14 protein-coding genes are annotated in these 16,266 nt (G+C 45.0%); 11 read left to right on the top strand and 3 right to left on the bottom strand.

Going from position 1 to position 16,266, the window contains the following annotated elements; translation table 11 throughout:
* Positions 1-176 precede the first annotated feature (176 nt).
* The 3 genes from ZX61_RS00665 to map all read right to left on the bottom strand — a co-directional run bounded on the left by ZX61_RS00665 (position 177) and on the right by map (position 4,305).
* Positions 177-560, bottom strand: a complete 384-nt coding sequence (locus tag ZX61_RS00665) for a DUF3461 family protein (protein ID WP_049842809.1) — start codon at positions 558-560, stop codon at positions 177-179.
* Positions 561-700: 140 nt separating this feature from the next.
* Entirely contained in the window at positions 701-3,322 is a 2,622-nt protein-coding gene (gene glnD / locus ZX61_RS00660; RefSeq protein ID WP_049842808.1) for a bifunctional uridylyltransferase/uridylyl-removing protein GlnD, read from the bottom strand.
* A 104-nt stretch (positions 3,323-3,426) separates the two neighbouring features.
* Positions 3,427-4,305, bottom strand: a complete 879-nt coding sequence (gene map, locus ZX61_RS00655) for a type I methionyl aminopeptidase (protein WP_049842807.1) — start codon at positions 4,303-4,305, stop codon at positions 3,427-3,429.
* A 354-nt stretch (positions 4,306-4,659) separates the two neighbouring features.
* Between map and rpsB the strand changes: the two genes are divergently transcribed.
* From rpsB to lpxD, 11 genes are all read left to right on the top strand, one after another.
* Positions 4,660-5,388 (top strand): 30S ribosomal protein S2, encoded by a 729-nt coding sequence (gene rpsB, locus ZX61_RS00650; RefSeq protein WP_049842806.1) that lies wholly within the window; start codon positions 4,660-4,662, stop codon positions 5,386-5,388.
* Between the two features lie 131 nt (positions 5,389-5,519).
* A complete protein-coding gene (tsf, locus tag ZX61_RS00645) occupies positions 5,520-6,362 on the top strand; it encodes a translation elongation factor Ts (RefSeq protein WP_049842805.1) in 843 nt (280 codons plus the stop codon).
* Between the two features lie 150 nt (positions 6,363-6,512).
* Positions 6,513-7,244: a UMP kinase gene (gene pyrH, locus ZX61_RS00640; protein WP_038139540.1), complete on the top strand. Its 732-nt coding sequence runs from the start codon at positions 6,513-6,515 to the stop codon at positions 7,242-7,244.
* A gap of 101 nt (positions 7,245-7,345) precedes the next feature.
* Positions 7,346-7,903, top strand: a complete 558-nt coding sequence (gene frr / locus ZX61_RS00635; RefSeq protein ID WP_049842804.1) for a ribosome recycling factor — start codon at positions 7,346-7,348, stop codon at positions 7,901-7,903.
* Between the two features lie 96 nt (positions 7,904-7,999).
* A complete protein-coding gene (locus ZX61_RS00630; RefSeq protein ID WP_049842803.1) occupies positions 8,000-8,755 on the top strand; it encodes a polyprenyl diphosphate synthase in 756 nt (251 codons plus the stop codon).
* Between the two features lie 11 nt (positions 8,756-8,766).
* Positions 8,767-9,609 carry a phosphatidate cytidylyltransferase gene (locus tag ZX61_RS00625; protein ID WP_049842802.1) on the top strand — a complete coding sequence of 281 codons (843 nt, stop codon included), beginning with the start codon at positions 8,767-8,769 and terminating at the stop codon, positions 9,607-9,609.
* Between the two features lie 41 nt (positions 9,610-9,650).
* Positions 9,651-10,859, top strand: coding sequence for a 1-deoxy-D-xylulose-5-phosphate reductoisomerase (gene ispC, locus ZX61_RS00620; protein WP_049842801.1), 1,209 nt, complete (start codon positions 9,651-9,653; stop codon positions 10,857-10,859).
* Entirely contained in the window at positions 10,856-12,214 is a 1,359-nt protein-coding gene (gene rseP / locus ZX61_RS00615) for a sigma E protease regulator RseP (protein ID WP_049842800.1), read from the top strand. The genes ispC and rseP overlap by 4 nt, the downstream gene beginning before the upstream one ends.
* 37 nt (positions 12,215-12,251) lie before the next feature.
* Positions 12,252-14,663 (top strand): outer membrane protein assembly factor BamA, encoded by a 2,412-nt coding sequence (bamA, locus tag ZX61_RS00610; RefSeq protein ID WP_049842799.1) that lies wholly within the window; start codon positions 12,252-12,254, stop codon positions 14,661-14,663.
* Between the two features lie 16 nt (positions 14,664-14,679).
* Positions 14,680-15,189 carry an OmpH family outer membrane protein gene (locus ZX61_RS00605; RefSeq protein WP_049842798.1) on the top strand — a complete coding sequence of 170 codons (510 nt, stop codon included), beginning with the start codon at positions 14,680-14,682 and terminating at the stop codon, positions 15,187-15,189.
* Positions 15,190-15,195: 6 nt separating this feature from the next.
* Complete coding sequence (gene lpxD, locus ZX61_RS00600; protein WP_049842797.1) at positions 15,196-16,227, top strand: UDP-3-O-(3-hydroxymyristoyl)glucosamine N-acyltransferase; 1,032 nt, start codon at positions 15,196-15,198, stop codon at positions 16,225-16,227.
* Positions 16,228-16,266 lie beyond the last annotated feature (39 nt).

Here is a 16,266-nt window from a genome sequence, read left to right as displayed (position 1 = left end):
GCCTCGTCATTCCATAGACTGACGCAGGAAGGAGTAGGGAACCTCGTAAGATGTTCTACTCGTTTCAGAGCTCCCCAACTCGTTCGTTCCTCACTCTTGAGGATGACGACAATACAAGAAGGGTTAGCACTAGTGCTAACCCTTCTCGCTTCTCGAACCCCGAATCGCGGCGTTCGTTATTTAAGCTTATCTAAATCCGATTCAATCTCAGCAATTTTACTTGAGACGACTTTCTCAAGATGGCGTAGATCCGACAAAATCTTCTCTTTAATGTCGATCTCTGCAGTCTTCACTGGTTTAGTTATCTTATTAAGTTCGTCGATGACTAAAGTCAGGTTGCGGTTTATTTCAGTGACTTCTTTATAGCTGTGACTGCCGCTATCGACAAGCACATTTTTTACCTGTCGCGGGTATTTGAACTTGACGCTTTTCGCAAACAACTCACCTTTTTGCTTACGAAAATAGATTTTTAACACATCCTTGTGCGCTTCTTGGCGAAGGGAATAGCGCTCAATTTGTTTAGGATCGTGTATACCTAAACCTGTGAGGTGTGGATACATAGGCTACCTCTATTGTGTTGCAGTAATTATCCCCACCCCAAAATGAGCAGGGAATGAACAATTCACTATTAATGTAGCAGCCTATGATCGTGGTAGACAGTGCTTTTTTTTTCAAGTTAGTAACTTGTGGTCGAGATCTCTCAAGGTGCTAGTTCTGCGACGTTTTTTATTAGTTTGTCTCTGAGTTCTTGCTGTTGCTCTTCACTCAATTTGCCACCATTTTCACTGGTGATAATAAATAGATCCTCGGCGCGTTCGCCGATAGTGGTAATTTTAGCGGCATGGAGGTGAACCCCCGAATCAGCAAAGGTGGCGCCGACTGTAGCGAGCAAGCCTGGGGTATCAAGAGCGACAAACTCTAGCAAGGTGCGTTTCTTACTCTTAGTCGGTAGGAAGTCAACCTTCGTGTTGACCTTAAAGTGCTGTAAATTTCGCGGCACACGTCGGGTCTTGATTTTGGTTGGGCGTCCGTCTTCCAAAACGTGAGCAAGATGCTTGATAACTGCTTTGTGTCGACTTTCATCGACAACATCGCCATTTTGGTCCAGCACCATAAAGGTATCGAGCACATAGCCATCTTTACTGGTCATAACTTGGGCGTCGTGAACGTTAAAGTTCCTGCGGTCAAGCTCTGCTACCACACTCGCAAACAGGGCATGTTGGTCTTTGCTGTAAACAAAAACTTCAGTGCCGCCGCGGGTGGCTTTTTTCGATATTAAGATCAACGGCTGTGAGTGGTCTTGATGACGCAATAGGTGTGCACAGTGCCAAGCAATTTGTTTATGGGTATGGCGTAAGAAGTAGTCGGCTTTAAACCTTTGCCAAAGAACTTCAATTTCTCGTGCGTTAAAGCCTTCTTTGCGCAGCAGGGCTGAAGCAAGATGTTGGTTATGACGAATACGCTCTCTGACGTCGACGGGGTTCTCTAACCCGCGGCGCAGAGCACGCTGAGTGGAATAGTACAGCTCAGCAAGCAAGGTGCGCTTCCAACTGTTCCACAACTCAGGGTTTGTCGCGCAGATATCGGCAACGGTTAAACAGACCAGATACTCTAAGTACTCTTCGTCGCGCACTTTTTTCGCAAACTCGGTGATCACCTCTGGATCGTAGATATCACGTCTCTGTGCGGTGACAGACATCAGTAAGTGATGTCTTACTAACCATGCGACCAGCTTAGCTTCTGGCTTCGATAAGCCATGTTCGATACAGAAATCGTAAGCTTCACCTTCACCAATCACAGAGTGATCACCACCTCGACCTTTACCTATATCGTGGAAAATAGCGGCGATGATGAGCAACTCTTTCTTGTGAATACGCGGATATACCTCGCAACAGATAGGGTGCTTGCCATGATTACTAGGATCACTAAAGGTATTGATGTGTTTTAACAACCTCACACTATGTTCATCAACGGTGTAAACGTGGAACAGGTCAAACTGCATCTGACCGACGATTTGGCTCCACTGTGGGAGGTAAGCCGCCAAGACACCAAGTTTGTGCATCAAGCTAAAGGCTTTGTGCAGCGCGTTTGGGTGTCGGCATAGATCGAGGAATCTCTCTCTTGCTTCAGGAATGGTATGCAGAAACTTATTCAGTCGTCGGCGTGCGGTACGCAATTGTCGCATTGTCGGCGGCGCTACGCCCTCAATGGTAGAGTCATTAGCAATATGCAGGAACATATCCAAAATCGTTTCAGGGCGAGCTTGGAATAGTGCAGGCTTACGAGCTTCGATCAAGTGCCCTCTGCGTTGGAAGTCGTCACTGAGGATTTCTGGATCTGCTTCAATGCCATTGTTGAGGATCGCTTGATCAAACAGCTTAAGCAGCATCTTGTTTAGCTCAGCAACGCGACGAAGAGTGCGGTAGAACTCCTTCATCATCATCTCGACACCACGATTGCCTTCACCCGAATAGCCTAAGTTCTCCGCTACCTGTGTTTGGTGAGCAAATGTGAGTCGGTTGTCATAGCGTTTTAGTTCTATGTGTAGGGCGAAACGAACTCGCCATAGGAAGTCCTGACATTCGACCAGTTCACGGTACTCTGCGTCGGTAAGGAAGCCGTATTGGCTCATCTCAAGTAGAGAGGTCGCCCCAAAATGGCGACGAGCAACCCAACTCAGGGTATGTATATCTCTTAAACCACCAGGGGTGGACTTTATGTCAGGTTCTAAATTGTAGGTGGTATCATGGAATCGCGCGTGGCGGTCGCGTTGCTCTTGTACTTTTGCTTTGTAGAAGACTTCACTGGGCCAGAATGACTCGGAGTGAATAACCCCCCTTAGTTGGTGGAAGGTATCTTCACAGCCACACAGTAGCCGGGCTTCTTGTAGGTTTGTGGCAACGGTAAGGTCGTCTTTACCAATAGCTGCACACTCTTCGACACTTCGAACCGCGTGACCTACCTCCAAGCGTAAATCCCACAGTAAGGTAATGAACTCACTTACTTTACCCGCAAGTGACTCAGGAAGAGTCTTACGCGAAACGACGAGAATATCGATATCCGACAGAGGATGTAGCTCTCCTCGGCCATATCCGCCTACCGCGACGAGACTGATGTTTGGTAAGTTAGCGAAACCGAAATGGTCCCATAGGCGGTTGAGCAGCAAATCAATATACTCCGCTCTACCTAAGACTAAATCAGTCACTGGGTGGTGAGCGAGGAACTCTTGTTTTTGATAATTAGCAAAGTGTTCGAGTTGGCTTTTTAGCTCGCTAATCGAAATCTGGGTGTCTTTAAACGTGAGTGGTGATTGAAAGGGCATACAGCGAATCCATGCAAAATAGTCCTATAGAGAACTAATCTAACAAAATGGTGCCAATAAAAAAATATCCCCGACGAAGCGGGGATATTGTAGGCTGATTTTGATTAAGCGTTGCTCATCATTCGTGGAATGGTATCGTCGCTACGTAATGTTAAAACTTCACAACCTGTCTTGGTAACCAAGATGGTGTGCTCATACTGCGCTGATTTTTTGTTATCGCCTGTGTATACCGTCCAGTCGTCTTCTGCATCGACGGTAACACCAAACTTGCCTGCATTAATCATAGGTTCGATAGTAAAACACATGCCTTCTTTTAAAACGCGGCGATCTTGGTTCTTGTAGTGCACGATCTGCGGCTCTTCATGGAACTCATTGCCAATGCCGTGACCACAGAAATCTTTGACAATAGAGAACTTGTTGCGTGGGTTCTTTTTGTTGTTCTCTTTGATGTACTTTTCAATTGACGTGCCGATATCACCTACGGTCGCGCCTGGTTTCACCTTACGCATACCCACGTAAAGAGCTTCTTGAGTTACCATACATAGGCGTTTGTCTGCCGGTGAAACATCACCAACAAAGAACATTTTTGATGTGTCACCATGGTAGCCTTCCGGGCGTACTGACAGGTCCGCATTAGTATCATTCGGGATAATTACTGTGATATCAACATTAATGATATCGCCGTTTTTTAGTACCGCAGGTTTCACTTGGCCGTTGCTACCCACTTCGTCTGCAGAGGCGGGAATACCATGACAGACGATATGGTTGATTGAAGTACAGATTGATTTTGGAAATCCGTGGTAATCAAGTGGGGCAGAGTATGCACCTTTTTCAATCCCGTAGTCGTGACAAATCTGATTCAATTCGTCTGTTGTCACCCCCTCTTTGATGTGAGGTTCGATCATCTCTAGGATCTCTGCGGCCAAAGCGCCCGCTACTCGCATACGTTCGATTTCTTCAGCTGTTTTAATCTTGATTGACATTGGCTTTCTCTACTTATTTGGTTGCACTCTGAGGCGCCGAATGGGCGCATTCTAGCAGGAACGCCTCATAATGAGAATGATTCTTCTAATAGGTTTAAGGCCGGGTTTAGTGTATTTTGCTACAGTGCAGAGCGTTTTTTACTAGCCACCAAGGGTAAAAATATGGTATAAAGCGCGCCGGAAATGTGGTCAGTTTTCTTTGCTTAATAAATTATTGAGTGGCGAAGCTTATTACTTCCAACTAACTTTTATCTTTAAATCACACACATTCCGTCACATATTCCGGGGTGCTGGGCAGAAGCCTAGTCGGAGTTATGGGGGATGTGGAGGCCTAACCCCATAGAGGATTTTAAAATGGCAACTGTATCAATGCGCGATATGCTAAAAGCTGGTGTTCACTTTGGTCACCAAACTCGTTACTGGAACCCAAAAATGAAGCCATTCATCTTTGGTGCTCGTAACAAGGTTCATATCATCAACCTAGAAAAAACTGTACCAATGTTCAACGACGCTCTAGCTGAACTAGCTAAAGTTGGCGAGAAGAAAGGTAAAGTTCTATTCGTAGGTACTAAGCGCGCTGCATCTGAAGCTGTTAAAGAAGCTGCAATCGCAAGCAACCAGTTTTACGTAAACAACCGCTGGTTAGGCGGTATGCTTACAAACTACAAAACTGTTCGTCAGTCAATCAAGCGTCTAAAAGAACTTGAAGCTCAAGCTCAAGACGGTACTTTTGACAAACTAACTAAGAAAGAAGCTCTAATGCGCACTCGTGAAATGGAGAAGCTAGAGAAATCTCTTGGTGGTATCAAAGATATGGGCGGCCTACCAGACGCTCTATTCGTAATCGATGCTGATCACGAACACATTGCGATTAAAGAAGCAAACAACCTAGGTATTCCAGTTTACGCTGTAGTAGATACTAACTCTAACCCAGACGGCGTTGACTACATCATCCCAGGTAACGACGATGCGATCCGTGCAGTTCAGCTTTACCTAAACGCTGCTGCAACTTCAGTAACTGAAGGTCGTAACAAAGACGTAGCGGTAGCTGCTGAAAAAGATGGTTTCGTAGAAGCTGAATAATAGCGGCTCCGAGTCACACTTAGATTATGTGCAACTTAGTTGTCGCATAAACTGAGTTATAGTTATCAGCAGGGGCCGAAAATGTAGGCCCCTGTTTTTTACCAAATACAGAATCAACTGAGGAATAGAGAATGGCTGTTACTGCTGCTCTAGTTAAAGAACTGCGCGAACGTACTGGCGCGGGCATGATGGAATGTAAGAAAGCGCTTGTTGAAGCAAACGCTGACATCGAACTAGCAATCGAAAACATGCGTAAATCAGGTGCTGCTAAAGCTGCTAAGAAAGCAGGTAACGTAGCTGCTGAAGGCGCAATCATCATCAAAGAAGAAAATGGTGTTGCTGTTCTTCTTGAAGTTAACTGCCAAACTGACTTTGTTGCTAAAGATGGTAACTTCACTGCATTTGCAGAGAAAGTTGCAGCAGACGCTCTTGCATCTAAAGCTTCTGTTGAAGAGCTAGTGGCTAAATTCGAAGAAGAACGTATTGCTCTAGTTGCTAAGATCGGTGAAAACATCAACATCCGTCGCGTTCAATACGTTGAAGGTACTGCTATTGCTTCTTACCGTCACGGCGAGAAGATCGGTGTAGTTGTTGCTGGTGAAGGCGATGCTGAAACTCTTAAGCACGTTGCAATGCACGTTGCTGCTTCTAAGCCAGAGTACGTTAACCCAGAAGACGTGCCAGCTGACGTAGTCGCTAAAGAGAAAGAAGTTCAAGTTGAAATTGCTATGAACGAAGGCAAGCCTGCTGAGATCGCAGAGAAAATGGTTGTTGGCCGTATGAAGAAATTCACGGGCGAAATCTCTCTAACTGGTCAAGCATTCATCATGGAGCCTAAGAAATCTGTAGGTGAAATGCTGAAAGAAAAAGGCGCTTCTGTTGCTACATTCGTTCGCCTAGAAGTAGGTGAAGGTATCGAGAAAGCAGAAGAAATGAGCTTCGCTGAAGAAGTAGCTGCTGCTCAAAAAGGTTAATCCTTAGAGATACGCACAAAGTTTAGACCGTAGCCAAGGCTGCGGTCTTTTTACGACTAACGGACAATCGTTTAGCCGTGATGGATGTAGACTTTTTAAGTCTCAATCCATGACTGTTAATCAACAACTCTCTTTTGGAAGGTAAACTCCATGACTACGAACCCTAAACCAGCGTATCAACGTATTCTGTTAAAACTGAGTGGCGAAGCTCTTCAAGGAGAAGATGGTTTCGGCATTGATCCTGCGGTTCTTGATCGTATGGCCCAAGAAGTAAAAGAGCTGGTTGAACTTGGTGTTCAAGTTGGTGTGGTTATCGGTGGTGGTAACCTTTTCCGTGGTGCCGGTCTTGCTGAAGCTGGTATGAACCGTGTTGTCGGTGACCACATGGGGATGCTAGCAACGGTAATGAATGGTCTAGCGATGCGTGATGCCCTGCACCGTGCTTATGTAAACGCTCGCGTAATGTCTGCAATTCCTCTTAAGGGTGTGTGTGACGACTACAACTGGGCAGATGCAATTCGCGAACTACGTCAAGGCCGTGTGGTTATCTTCTCTGCAGGTACGGGGAATCCATTTTTTACCACTGACTCTGCTGCATGTTTGCGCGGAATTGAGATTGAAGCGGATGTAGTTCTAAAAGCGACAAAAGTTGATGGTGTATTTACCGCAGACCCAGTAGCAAACCCAGACGCAGAGCTGTATGATAAGCTTTCATTCAATGCTGTTCTTGAAAAAGAACTAAAAGTAATGGATTTGGCAGCATTTACATTGGCACGTGACCACAAAATGCCAATCCGTGTATTCAATATGAATAAGCCAGGCGCACTTCGTCGCGTGGTTATGGGTGAAGCAGAAGGCACGCTAATCAGCGACGCTGAATAATTCTTATCGCCGCAGTATAAATGAATTGTACTGCGGTATTGCCTTTTGAAAACTCCCGATTAAGCTTTCTTCAAGAAAGATTTACACATTAAGGTGATATTGTGATTAACGAAATCAAACAAGACGCTCAAGAGCGCATGGATAAAAGCGTAGAAGCGCTAAAAAACAACCTTTCTAAAGTTCGCACAGGCCGTGCACACCCAAGTCTACTGTCTGGTATCTCTGTGGAGTACTACGGTGCGCCAACGCCTCTAAACCAGGTTGCGAACGTAGTCGCTGAAGATGCTCGTACACTGGCAATCACAGTATTTGATAAAGAGCTAACACAAAAAGTTGAAAAAGCGATCATGATGTCTGACCTAGGTCTAAACCCTATGTCCGCTGGTACTATCATTCGTGTTCCACTTCCACCACTAACGGAAGAACGTCGTAAAGACCTAGTTAAAATCGTACGTGGTGAAGCTGAAGGCGGCCGTGTTGCGATTCGTAACATTCGTCGTGACGCTAACGGTGATCTAAAAGCGCTACTAAAAGACAAAGAAATTTCTGAAGACGAAGATCGTAAAGGTCAAGAAGAGATTCAGAAAATTACTGATACAGCTGTGAAACAAGTTGATGAAGTGTTAGCAGCGAAAGAAAAAGAGTTGATGGAAGTCTAATTCTCCATAAACTTTCTCAATAAAGAGCGCTGTGCTCGCAGCACAGCGCTTTTTTATGCTACTCTCTGTCCCCTGCTGATTATTCATCAACGTCTTATGCAAAACTCACAACTCTCTCCTGATTTACTCCCGAAACATATCGCAATCATCATGGATGGCAATGGTCGTTGGGCCAAAGCACAAGGTAAGCCACGTGTCTTTGGGCATAAGAATGGTGTTGCTGCCGTACGTAAAACGATTTCAACTTCTGCAAAGCTAGGTATCAAAGCTGTTACCTTGTTTGCGTTTAGCAGTGAAAACTGGCGACGACCTGAAGAGGAAGTCGGTGTGTTGATGGAGCTATTTATTACCGTACTTTCAACTGAAGTAAAAAAACTGCATAAGAACAACTTACGCTTACGTATTATTGGTGACACGTCGCGCTTTAACGAGCGTTTGCAAAAGAAGATTGCACAGGCTGAAGCTTTGACCGAAGGCAATTCAGGCATGGTCATCAATATCGCAGCTAATTATGGCGGTAAGTGGGATATTATGCAGGCGACGAAAGCAATTTCAGCTAAGGTTGCCGCAGGTGAGTTGAATCAAGATGATATTAGCGAAGAGCTAATCACCAAGCATCTCACTATGGCAGATTTACCTGAAGTTGATTTGATGATTCGAACCAGTGGAGAATGCCGCATCAGTAACTTTATGTTGTGGCAGATGGCTTACGCTGAAATGTACTTCACTCCGATTTACTGGCCAGAGTTCGATGAAAATAGCTTGATTGAAGCCGTAACTTGGTTTGTAAACCGTGAGCGCCGTTTTGGTTGCACAGGTGAACAAGTTAAAGCTCTGATGGAAAGCGAATAAAGGATCAAAGCTTGAAACAAAGAATTATAACGGCGCTTATCTTAGCGCCATTGGTAATATTAGGCATATTCAAACTTTCTCTACCTATGTTTATGGTCGCGATTGGCGCCGTAACGCTGATCGGGTTCTGGGAATGGACTCAATTTGTTGATACATCGTCACGGATGTTCGCCTTGATTCCTACAGTGTTAGTTAGTGCTGTTACGGTATGGCTTGTACCGTCCGATACATTGAACCTAAATTTGGTCACCCAACCGCATTATATTATTCTAGGGATCGGTTGTATTTGGTGGTTAGTCGCGAGCGCACTTGCCATTACTTATCCTAAATCTTCTTCTCTATGGCAAAGTTCTAACTTTTTGCGTTATGGGTTCGGCATTTTAACTCTATTGCCATTCTTCTGGAGTGTGCTTCTTCTGCGTGCAGAAGGCATCGATGCAGACCCTTATCACGGTGCTAAACTGGTCCTGTACGTTTGCTTCATTGTTTGGGCTGCAGATAGTGGTGCCTACTTCGCGGGTAAGAGCATGGGCAAGAATAAGATGGCTCCATACGTTAGCCCAAATAAGACTATAGAAGGCCTAATTGGCGGAATTATTACTGCAATCCTAGTCGGCTGGGGAACGGCATTCTGGTTTGATATTCAATTTGCTAGCGGGTTTATTATGGTTGGTATCACTCTGGTGACGGTAGTGATTTCAGTGCTTGGTGATCTGGTTGAGAGCATGTTCAAGCGCGTAGCTGGTATAAAAGACAGTAGCAACATTATTCCAGGGCATGGCGGTGTACTTGACCGTATAGACAGTTTGACTGCCGCTTTCCCTGTGTTTGCATTCCTCTACTTCACATTTTAAGGCAAGCTTCGGCTTGCCCTATTCATTAATGGTTTGTTGCTATGCGTAAGTTAACGATTTTAGGTGCGACTGGCTCAATTGGAGCAAGCACGTTCAAAGTCATTGAGCAAAACCCTGCAAAGTTCTCAGTAGTAGCGCTTGCTGCCGGGCAGAACGTCGACAAAATGCGTCAGCTGTGTCAGAAGTGGCAGCCTAAGTATGCAGTCATGGTTGATGAACAAGCTGCACTGAAACTAAAAGCTCAGTTAATCGAACTAAAAATTGGTACCGAAGTGAGAGCCGGTGTTGATGCCATGTGTGAGATTTCATCTTGCGATGAGGTTGATACCGTTATGGCAGCAATTGTTGGTGCTGCGGGTCTATTACCAACCATGGCGGCAGTAAAAGCAGGTAAACGCGTGCTGCTTGCAAACAAAGAAGCGCTGGTAATGTCTGGGCAACTGTTTATCGATGCGGTTGAAGAATATGGCGCTGAACTTCTCCCTGTAGACAGCGAGCATAATGCTATTTTTCAGTGTTTACCTAGTGAGGTACAAACTCATTTAGGCCGCTGTGATCTTACGCAACATGGGATCTCTAATATACTACTGACTGGCTCTGGTGGTCCTTTCCGCTACAGCGATATCAGCGCTTTAAGCGAAGTAACCCCGGAGCAAGCCATTGCTCACCCTAATTGGTCAATGGGGCCAAAGATTTCTGTTGACTCTGCGACCATGATGAACAAAGGGTTGGAGTATATTGAAGCGAAATGGTTATTTAACACCTCTCGTGATCAGCTAAAAGTGCTCATTCACCCTCAATCAGTTATCCATTCTATGGTCCAATATCGAGATGGCTCCGTGTTGGCGCAAATGGGCGAGCCCGATATGGCAACACCAATCGCATTAACCCTGTCTTATCCAGAGAGAGTTAAGGCAGGTGTCGCACCACTCGACTTTACTAAGGTAGGGGAGCTGACCTTTCTTGAGCCTGATCTTGCTCGTTACCCGTGCCTTAAGCTTGCGATTGACGCGTGTTACGAAGGGCAGCATGCAACCACTCTACTTAATGCAGCTAATGAAATTGCAGTCGATGCCTTTTTGAGTCATCGACTTAAGTTTACTGATATTGCAATAGTAAACGAACAAGTAGTTAGTAAACTTTGCGCCTCAGTCAGTCAGTCACATTGTGCTGACTTGGAAAGTATTCTTGAGCTAGATAGAATAGCAAGAGAGTTAGCAGCCAATATCATAAGTGGACGTACACTATGACGGGTATCATCTGGAATTTTGTTTCCTTTATTATTGCACTCGGCATTTTAGTCGCAGTACATGAATTCGGCCATTTTTGGGTAGCGCGTCGATGTGGCGTTCGAGTTGAAAAGTTCTCGATTGGTTTTGGTAAATCAATTTGGAGTAAAGTCGGCAAGGATGGCACAGAGTACAGCATTTCTGTCATCCCTCTAGGCGGCTATGTGAAAATGCTCGATGGTCGACTAGACGAGCTGGCTGAAGGTGAGCATGAGTTTGCTTTTGACCGTAAGCCGCTTTGGAAGCGAACGGCGATTGTTGCTGCCGGTCCCATTTTCAATTTCTTGTTTGCGGTATTTGCTTACTGGTTAGTATTCCTAATTGGCGTTCCTGCGGTTAAACCAGTTGTTGGTCAAGTTACGCCTTACTCTATTGCTGCCGAAGCGGGATTGGAGCCGGGAATGGAACTTAAAGCCGTTTCCGGCGTCAAAACTGCGGATTGGGAATCGGTCAATATGGGGCTCATTTCTCATATTGGTGATAATCAGTTAACCATGACTGTTGCTCCTGCAGAGGGGGTGGGAATAGAGCAAACTAAGTATTTTGACTTAACGAATTGGAACTTTGACCCAGAGAAAGAGTCTGCTATGTCAGCCTTGGGCTTTGTTCCATTTACACCGCCAGTGACAGCCAAGCTGACTAATGTGTCAGAAGGTGGGGCTGGTGAGCGGGCTGGTTTAAAAGTAGGTGATTTACTGACCAAGGTTGATGGTGTTGAGATCGGCCAATGGCAGCAGGTGGTAGAAAGCATTCACAAAAGCCCAAACAAGCCATTGAACCTTGAAGTGGAGCGTGATGGAGAGCTTTTATCATTAGTGATTACACCTGATAGCCGTGAGCTATCCAATCAACGAGTGATAGGTTTTGCTGGAATTACACCTGAGGTCGCAGAATGGCCAGAAAATTATCGCTTCGATCTGCAATTTGGTGTAATTGAATCAGTCGGAAAGGCGGTTGAAAAAACAGGCCAGGTCATTGACTTAACCATTAGCATGTTGAAAAAACTGATTGTTGGTGATGTTGGTCTTAATAACTTGAGTGGGCCTATTTCGATCGCGAAAGGAGCCGGGACAACAGCCGATTATGGCTTAGTCTACTTCCTAGGGTTCCTTGCATTAATCAGTGTGAACTTAGGGATTATTAACCTTGTACCGTTGCCAATGTTGGACGGCGGACATTTATTGTTTTTTGCTATTGAGGCTGTAATAAGACGCCCAGTTCCAGAAAAGTTTCAGGAAATGGGTTACCGTGTGGGCGGTGCAATTATCTTCTCTCTTATGGCAGTGGCAATTTTCAATGATTTTGCTCGTCTATAGCCGAGTAAAGGTTGAAGTAAGGAATAACTAAAACAAAATGGCGATGAAAAATATTCTGTTTGCGACCCTGTTAGCGACAAGCGTGAGCGCAAACGGTGCCGAGAACTTTGTAGTTCAAGATATTAAAATTGAAGGCTTACAACGTGTTGCACTGGGTGCGGCACTATTGAAAATGCCAGTACGAATTGGCGATACCGTAGGGAACCAAGATGTTTCTGAGATGATCCGAGCTTTATACGCTACGGGCAACTTTGAAGATATTAAAGTTCTGCGCGACAACGATGTGCTTGTTGTTCAAGTAAAAGAGCGTCCAACTATCGCGAGTATTTCCTTCTCAGGCAACAAGGCGATTAAAGAAGAACAGCTGCAGCAAAACTTAGATGCTTCAGGTATTCGGATGGGTGAAGCTCTTGATCGTACAACGCTATCAACGATTGAAAAAGGCCTTGAAGACTTCTACTACAGCGTTGGTAAATACAACGCGACGGTAAAAGCCGTTGTCACACCACTGCCACGTAACCGTAGTGACCTTAAGTTTGTCTTTACTGAAGGTGTGTCGGCAAAGATTAAACAGATCAACTTTATTGGCAACGAAACGTTCGCTGATGAAGAGCTAGTAAACCGTTTTGAGCTGAACGTTGATGTTGCCTGGTGGAACTTCCTTTCTGATGATAAGTATCAAAAGCAAGTCTTAGCAGGTGATATCGAAGCGCTAAAATCTTACTATTTAGATCGTGGTTATCTGAAGTTTCAGATCGATTCTACTCAGGTTGCCATTTCACCAGATAAAAAAGGCGTTTATATCACCCTAGGGTTGAATGAAGGTCTGCCGTACACGGTCAAAGATGTCAAATTCCGTGGTGAGTTAATCGGTAAAGAACAAGAATTTGAAAAACTGGTGACGTTCGAAGCGGGGGAAACCTATAACGGTTCAGCGGTCACTAGTTTAGAAGAGAATGTTAAGCGACTACTTGGTGAAGCGGGTTATGCTTACCCACAAGTGCGTACCATTCCTGAGTTTGATGATGAGAACCAATCAGTTTCTTTGGTGGTGAATGTAGAAGCGGGTAAACGTATCTATGTCCGTGACATTCGTTTTGTCGGCAACAATGCAACTAAAGATGAAGTATTGCGCCGCGAAATGCGTCAAATGGAAGGCAGTTGGCTCAACTCGAAATCGATTGAAACAGGTAAAAATCGTCTTAATCGTTTAGGTTACTTTGAAACGGTGGATGTACAAACCGTACGCGTGCCTGGTAGTGAAGACCAAGTAGATTTGGTTTACAACGTTAAGGAAGCTAACTCAGGAAGTATCAACTTTGGTGTTGGCTACGGTACTGAATCAGGTATTAGTTTCCAAGTAGGTCTGCAGCAAGATAACTTCGCAGGTAGTGGTAATCGCGTTGGTATCAACGCGATGATGAATGACTATCAGAAAAATGTCAGTTTAGACTACCGAGATCCATACTGGAATCTCGATGGTGTCAGTTTGGGTGGTAAGATCTTCTACAACGAATTCGAAGCGAAAGAAGCGAACATCGTTGACTATACCAACGAAAGTTATGGCGCGAGTCTGACATGGGGTTTCCCATTTGATGAACTTAACCGTTTCGAATTTGGTGTGGGTTTAACTCACAACAAGATTGGCAATGTACCGACTTACGATCAGGCCCAGCTGTTTGCCCAAAGTATTGGTCAGCCGAACGGTGATATTATTACCAACGACTTTGATTTGAATGTGTCGTGGACGCGCAATAACTTGAACCGAGGTTACTTCCCAACAGCAGGTAACTATCAGCGTGCATTTGCTAAGGCAACCGTACCAAGTTCTGACGCACAATACTTTAAGCTGCAGTATGACGTTAGACAGTATGTGCCGTTAACTAAGAAGCATGAGTTTACCTTATTAATGCGTGGCCGCTTAGGTTACGGGAATGGTTACGGTAAGACAGATGGCAATGATAACTTGTTCCCATTCTACGAAAACTACTATGCAGGTGGCTTTACCACTTTGCGTGGTTTCCGCTCGAACAGTGCAGGTCCAAAAGCGGTCTACACAGTCAATGGTAATCCAAGTACTTGTAATACCGACTCTTGTTTGACAGCAACTGACGACTCGGTTGGTGGTAATGCTATCGCCCTAGCGAGTATGGAGCTTATCGTACCGACTCCATTTGCTTCTGACGATTTCAGAAGTCAGATTCGTACCAGTATGTTTGTCGATGCGGCAAGCGTGTGGGATACAGAGTTTGTTTACGACTCTAAATATACAGGTACTCGCTACTACAATGACTACTCTGATCCAATGAACTACCGTGCTTCATACGGTGCAGCGCTGCAATGGATGTCTCCAATGGGGCCGCTAGTCTTCTCCGTTGCGAAACCAATTAAATCTTATGAGGGTGATGACGAAGAATTCTTCACATTCACCATCGGCAGAACCTTCTAATATAAAGGAAAATACAGTGAACAAAACTATTAAAGCGGCTGGTCTTGGCCTTCTAGTAATGACGTCTTCTTTTTTTGCCAACGCTGCTGAAGCTGCTCAGAAGATTGGTTACGTAAACACTGCTCAAGTATTTCAGGCTCTTCCTCAGCGTGAAGTGGTAGCGCAAAAGCTTCAAGATGAATTCAAAGATAAATCTTCTGAACTTCAGGCCATTCAGGCTAAAGGTAAGGGTAAGGTTGAAAAGCTCAAGCGCGATGGCGAGTTGATGAGCCAAGACGATATCGACAAATTGCGTCTAGAGATTGGCCAACTAGAGAATGAACTGAAGCTAAAAGCGCAGTCTTTCGAAAAGCTAAGACAGCGTCGTCAAGCGGAAGAAGAGCAAAAGCTATTTAAAACGATTCAATCAGCAATCAATAAAGTAGCTGAGAAGCAAGGCTTCGATATGGTGCTGGAGCAGCAAGCTGTGCGCTTTTCTAAACCAGAAAATGATATTTCTAAAGCTGTAATTGACTCACTAAAATAATTATTTATGACGACTCTTTCTTTGGCTGAATTGGCCACGATTACTGGTGGAGAGCTACATGGTGATGCAACGGCTGTTGTCACCATGGTAGCACCAATGGACAGTGCACAGGATGGTCATGTTACTTTCCTGTCTAACCCTAAATACGCAAAGCATCTTGCTGAGTGTAAAGCGACACTTGTGATGGTTAAAGAGGCACAACGTGAGCTTTGCTCCGGTAATGTACTTGTCGTTGATGACCCTTACGTTGCCTTTGCTAAAGTGGCGCAAGCGCTCGACACTACACCTGCTCCTGCTCAAGATATAGCTGCCTCAGCGGTCATTGCTGACAATGCTCAATTGGGTGCCAATGTTTCCGTTGGTGCTAATGCTGTGATTGAGTCGGGTGTTGAGCTAGGTGATAACGTTGTTATTGGCGCAGGCTGTTTTGTGGGGAAAAATGCCAAGCTTGGCAACAACACTAAGCTATGGTCGAATGTTTCAATTTACCATGAAGTGTCATTAGGCTCGGATTGTCTGGTGCAAGCAAATACCGTAATTGGCTCTGATGGTTTTGGTTATGCGAACGAAAAAGGTGAGTGGGTTAAGATCCCTCAGCTAGGTTCTGTGCGTATAGGTAATCGAGTTGAAATTGGCTCTTGTACGACCATTGACCGTGGTGCGCTTGATGACACCGTGATTGAAGACAATGTTATCCTTGATAACCAGCTTCAGATCGCCCATAACGTACACATCGGATATGGTACAGCCATCGCGGGTGGTACGATTATCGCAGGCAGTACTAAGATAGGCAAATACTGTATTATTGGTGGTGGTGCTGTGATAAACGGTCACATTGAGATTACCGATGGCGTGACAATTACAGGTATGGGTATGGTCATGCGCAGCATTGAAGAGAAAGGTATGTATTCTTCTGGCATCCCACTACAACCAAATAAAGAGTGGCGTAAAACAGCAACTCGTGTGCATCGTATTGATGACATGAATAAGCGCCTAAAAGCGGTTGAAAAGCTGCTAGAGAACGACAAAGACGCCTAACTCTAACATGGTTCAAAAAGGCTCGCGTATTGCGGGTCT

It is taken from the genome of Vibrio sp. VPAP30 (genome assembly GCF_001188205.1).
GTDB classification, from domain to species: domain Bacteria; phylum Pseudomonadota; class Gammaproteobacteria; order Enterobacterales; family Vibrionaceae; genus Vibrio; species Vibrio bivalvicida.
The sequence above is the reverse complement of the archived record's forward strand: the minus strand, read 5'-3'. Positions and strand labels throughout refer to the sequence as shown.

Excerpts from the sequence above, each read along its gene's own strand:
- glnD (WP_049842808.1), bottom strand. The coding sequence starts at position 3,322 with ATGCCCTTTCAATCACCACTCACGTTTAAAGACACCCAGATTTCGATT.
- pyrH (WP_038139540.1), top strand. The coding sequence starts at position 6,513 with ATGACTACGAACCCTAAACCAGCGTATCAACGTATTCTGTTAAAACTG.
- rseP (WP_049842800.1), top strand. The coding sequence starts at position 10,856 with ATGACGGGTATCATCTGGAATTTTGTTTCCTTTATTATTGCACTCGGC.
- lpxD (WP_049842797.1), top strand. The coding sequence starts at position 15,196 with ATGACGACTCTTTCTTTGGCTGAATTGGCCACGATTACTGGTGGAGAG.
- map (WP_049842807.1), bottom strand. The coding sequence starts at position 4,305 with ATGTCAATCAAGATTAAAACAGCTGAAGAAATCGAACGTATGCGAGTA.
- ZX61_RS00665 (WP_049842809.1), bottom strand. The coding sequence starts at position 560 with ATGTATCCACACCTCACAGGTTTAGGTATACACGATCCTAAACAAATT.
- bamA (WP_049842799.1), top strand. The coding sequence starts at position 12,252 with ATGGCGATGAAAAATATTCTGTTTGCGACCCTGTTAGCGACAAGCGTG.
- rpsB (WP_049842806.1), top strand. The coding sequence starts at position 4,660 with ATGGCAACTGTATCAATGCGCGATATGCTAAAAGCTGGTGTTCACTTT.
- tsf (WP_049842805.1), top strand. The coding sequence starts at position 5,520 with ATGGCTGTTACTGCTGCTCTAGTTAAAGAACTGCGCGAACGTACTGGC.
- ispC (WP_049842801.1), top strand. The coding sequence starts at position 9,651 with ATGCGTAAGTTAACGATTTTAGGTGCGACTGGCTCAATTGGAGCAAGC.
- ZX61_RS00630 (WP_049842803.1), top strand. The coding sequence starts at position 8,000 with ATGCAAAACTCACAACTCTCTCCTGATTTACTCCCGAAACATATCGCA.